The sequence below is a fragment of the Flavobacterium araucananum genome (genome assembly GCF_002222055.1).
Lineage (GTDB): Bacteria > Bacteroidota > Bacteroidia > Flavobacteriales > Flavobacteriaceae > Flavobacterium > Flavobacterium araucananum.
Map to the genome: position 1 here is coordinate 1 of NZ_MUGS01000101.1, position 4091 is coordinate 4091.

Consider the following 4091-nt stretch of genomic DNA (forward strand, 5'->3'; position numbering starts at 1 on the left):
ACTGAATACTGTGACTGTAAACTGTGACTATTTTTTTAAATAATAATTCTAAGGATTTCTCCATTTTTATTAATCATTTCAAGACGTATACTTTGTCCTTCATCTTTTTTATTTAAAAGTTTAGAAACCGTTTCAATATTTGTTGCTTTTACATTATCAATACTTAATATAATATTGCCTTGTAATTCATTTTGATATTGCGCCAAATTTTCATTATTGATCGTTCTGATTTTTACACCGTAATCAATTCTAAATTTCTTTTTATCGGCAGCATCAATATTTTCTAGTTCAATCCCTTTGAATTCGGTACTGTAAAATTCGTTTTTGCTTAAAGTTACCGGAACAGTCTTTGTTTTTCCATCTTTAATATAAGTTACTTTCACAACGTCATTTGGTCGTTTAGTATTGATATATCCGGAAAGATCAGCGTATGTCGAAATATTCTGATCATCAAGTTTTACAATAATATCACCTTTACCCAGTCCGGCTTTTTCAGCTCCTGAATTTTTAGAAACTTTACTAATATAAAAACCTTGTGTTTCAGTTACCCCTAATTCTTTTGAGGCAGTACTGTTTAGTTCGCCACCTTCAACGCCAAGGATTCCTCTTTGAACATTTCCAAATTCCATAATATCTTCGATGATTTTTCGAGCAATATTAGAAGGAACTGCAAACGAATATCCAACATAAGAACCTGTCATTGACGAAATCATAGTATTGATACCAATTAGTTCGCCTCTTGTGTTTACCAATGCACCACCACTATTTCCGGGATTTACTGCAGCATCAGTCTGAATAAAAGACTGGATTCCGTTAGTATCTAAATTTCTGGCTTTGGCCGAAACAATCCCTGCGGTTACTGTCGATGTTAAATTATAAGGATTTCCAACTGCCAAAACCCACTCTCCAATTTTTACAGAATCTGAATTTGCAAAAGCAGTATAAGGTAATTTTTCATCAGCGTCGATCTTCAACAAAGCGATATCCATTTTTGAATCCGTACCAATTAATTTTGCCTTATAAGACTTTTTATTATTTAATGTAATTTCGATTTCTGTTGCGTCCTTAATTACGTGATTGTTTGTTACAATATAACCATCTTCAGAAATTATGACACCAGAGCCCGTTCCAACTTGTTCTTGCTGCTGTTGACCTCCATATCCATAGAAAAATTCCATCATAGGATTGCTTACGGTTCGTCGCGAAACATTTTTTACGTGAACAACAGTGTGAATTGTTTTATCTGCAGCAGCTGTAAAATCGACCGTTTCAGCAGATAAAGCTACATTCCTTCCAAATGAATTTGGGGCAAGAGTTACAACAGAATTTCCTCTTCCAAAAAAAGAGTTGTTGCTTTCAAATAATAACTTGTAAGCACCAAGAGTAATAGCACCACTAAGTAGTGAAACCAAAAATAAGGTTGACAATCTTTTCATAGTTATAATTTATGTTTAAGTTATTTTATGTAAAAATAATTCAAAAAATTAACGAATAAAATGGTTTAACTCTCTTTAACATTGATTAACATTTCATTAATTATTTGTTCGTACTTTTGTACTATTAATGTAAAAAAAATGCAAATAGAATTTTATAAATACCAGGGTACCGGAAACGATTTTGTTATGATTGATAACCGTTCCGGTTTTTTTCCAAAAGAGGATATTAAATTGATTGAACGTCTCTGCGACAGGCGTTTTGGGATAGGAGCAGATGGTCTTATCTTGTTAGAAAACGATACTGAAACAGACTTTAGAATGGTATATTACAATTCAGATGGAAATCAGAGCTCGATGTGTGGAAATGGGGGTCGTTGTCTCGTGGCTTTTGCGAACCAATTAGGTGTTGTAAAAAATAAAGCAACTTTTATTGCTACAGATGGTTTGCATCATGCATCTGTAGGAGATGATGCTATTATTTCGTTGCAAATGATTGATGTTGATGAAGTACAAAAGAAAGATTCTTATACTTTTTTAAACACAGGTTCTCCGCATCATGTTCAGATCGTTGATGATTTAGAACATTATAATGTAAAAGAAAATGGCGCAGCAATTCGTTATGGTGTATTATATGGAGAGAAAGGCAGCAATATTAATTTTGTAAAGAAAGTTGATGACAGTACTTTTTCACTTCGTACTTACGAAAGAGGTGTTGAAGATGAAACACTGGCTTGCGGAACTGGTGCAACTGCAGTTGCTATCGCTATGAATGCAATTGGTCAGACGGATAAAACCTCGATAAATCTGAATGTTGAAGGAGGAAAATTAGTGGTTTCTTTTGATAAAGAAGGAGATCATTTTACTAATGTTTTCCTCACAGGACCAGCAAAATTTGTATTTAAAGGAACCATCGAAATTTAAAAATCTACAATAAGCAATCTACAATAAACGATGATAACACTAAAAGGCGATTCAATATATCTGCGTGCATTAGAACCTAATGATCTGGAGTTTGTTTATGCTATGGAAAATGATGAAAGCATTTGGGAAGTTAGTAACACACAAACACCTTACAGTCGATTTTTAGTTCGTCAATATCTCGAAAATGCACAACAGGATATTTACGAAGCCAAGCAATTGCGTTTGGCAATCTGTCAGGATCAGGACTTTCCGGCTATAGGATTGATTGATTTATTCGAATTTGATCCCAAGAATAACAGGGCAGGAATTGGAATCGTTATTCAGAAAGGGGAAAATAGAAATCAAAAAATTGGATCAGAAGCTTTAGCACTTTTGATTAAATATTCCTTTCATAATTTAAATTTACATCAATTATATGCAAATATTGCTGTAGGAAATGTAGCAAGTATAGCACTTTTTACTAAATTTGGCTTTGAGAAAATAGGAATCAAAAAAGATTGGATTTTGCAGAACAACCAATATCAGGATGAAGCAATATTTCAATTAATTAATAAACAAAATTAAACTTTATACTTTGAGCTTAAAAAAAATCATCACGATATCTGCTGTAGCCGTAATTTCAGTTTTAATGATTTACGGGTTTATTTTAATCAATAAAATCTTTAGTGCCAATACTAAATTTGAGGAAAAAGAAGTTTATGTATATGTTCCAACAGGAGCAAATTATACAGACGTTAAAAAAATATTAGCCCCTTATATTAAGAATTTTGACAATTTTGAAACGGTAGCGGATAAAAGAAGCTATCCTGAAAATGTTAAATCAGGTCGTTTTTTACTTAAAAAAGATATGAATAACATTGATTTGGTTCGCGCAATGCGCTCTAATATTCCTGTAAAATTAGCCTTTAATAATCAGGAACGTTTAGAGAATTTTGCCGGAAGAGTTGGTGCAGAAATCGAAGCAGATAGTTTGTCTTTAATGAAAGCAATTAAAGATCCGGCTTTTCTAAAAGAAAATGGTTTTAACGAAGACAATGTCTTTGCAATGTTTATTCCAAATACGTATGAGATTTATTGGAATACATCTGCTGAGAAATTCCGTGATAAAATGATCAAAGAGTATCATAATTTTTGGACTCCTGAAAGAATTGAAAAAGCAAAAAAACAAGGTTTAACTCCTGTTCAGGCTACAATTTTGGCTTCTATAGTTCATAAAGAATCCGTTAAAAAAGACGAAAGACCCCGTATTGCAGGTGTTTATTTGAATCGTTTGCGTTTAGAGATGCCTTTGCAAGCAGATCCAACAGTTATTTACGCTTTAAAACTAAGAGACAATAATTTTGATCAGGTAATTAAGAGAGTTTTTTATAATGACTTAGTGATGAAATCGCCTTACAATACTTACGTAAATATAGGTCTTCCTCCGGGGCCAATTGCAATGCCTGATATTACAGCCCTGGAAGCAGTTTTAAGCCCGGAGAAAAACGATTATATATATTTTTGTGCTAGTGTAGATCGTTTTGGTTACCATGAGTTTGCATCGACATACGCGCAACATACCATAAATGCAAAAAAATATTCAGACTGGATTGCCAGTCAGGGAGTAACAAGATAATTTTTATTATTTATTTTAAGGTCTAAAAGATATAACCGAAGTTTTAAGCTTCGGTTATTTTTTGTCTTTTATTTCTTGGATCTCCTTTATATAGAAATAAAATATTTTTATTGAATTTA

4 protein-coding genes are annotated in these 4091 nt (G+C 32.7%); 3 read left to right on the forward strand and 1 reads right to left on the reverse strand.

All coding sequences use genetic code 11. The features are described 5' to 3' along the window. Positions 1-35: 35 nt before the first annotated feature. The gene (locus B0A64_RS24250) at positions 36-1436 is read right to left on the reverse strand and encodes a Do family serine endopeptidase (RefSeq protein WP_089482021.1); all 1401 of its coding nucleotides are present in this window, start codon (positions 1434-1436) and stop codon (positions 36-38) included. A 138-nt stretch (positions 1437-1574) separates the two neighbouring features. Between B0A64_RS24250 and dapF the strand changes: the two genes are divergently transcribed. From dapF to mltG, 3 genes are read left to right on the forward strand one after another with little or no spacing between them, the layout of a single operon-like run. Then, on the forward strand, positions 1575-2357 hold the full coding sequence (gene dapF, locus B0A64_RS24255) for a diaminopimelate epimerase (protein WP_089482022.1): 783 nt from the start codon (positions 1575-1577) through the stop codon (positions 2355-2357). Between the two features lie 30 nt (positions 2358-2387). Then, positions 2388-2921 carry a GNAT family N-acetyltransferase gene (locus tag B0A64_RS24260; RefSeq protein ID WP_089482023.1) on the forward strand — a complete coding sequence of 178 codons (534 nt, stop codon included), beginning with the start codon at positions 2388-2390 and terminating at the stop codon, positions 2919-2921. A gap of 10 nt (positions 2922-2931) precedes the next feature. Next, positions 2932-3972, forward strand: a complete 1041-nt coding sequence (mltG, locus tag B0A64_RS24265) for an endolytic transglycosylase MltG (protein WP_089482024.1) — start codon at positions 2932-2934, stop codon at positions 3970-3972. The last annotated feature ends 119 nt before the right edge of the window (positions 3973-4091 follow it).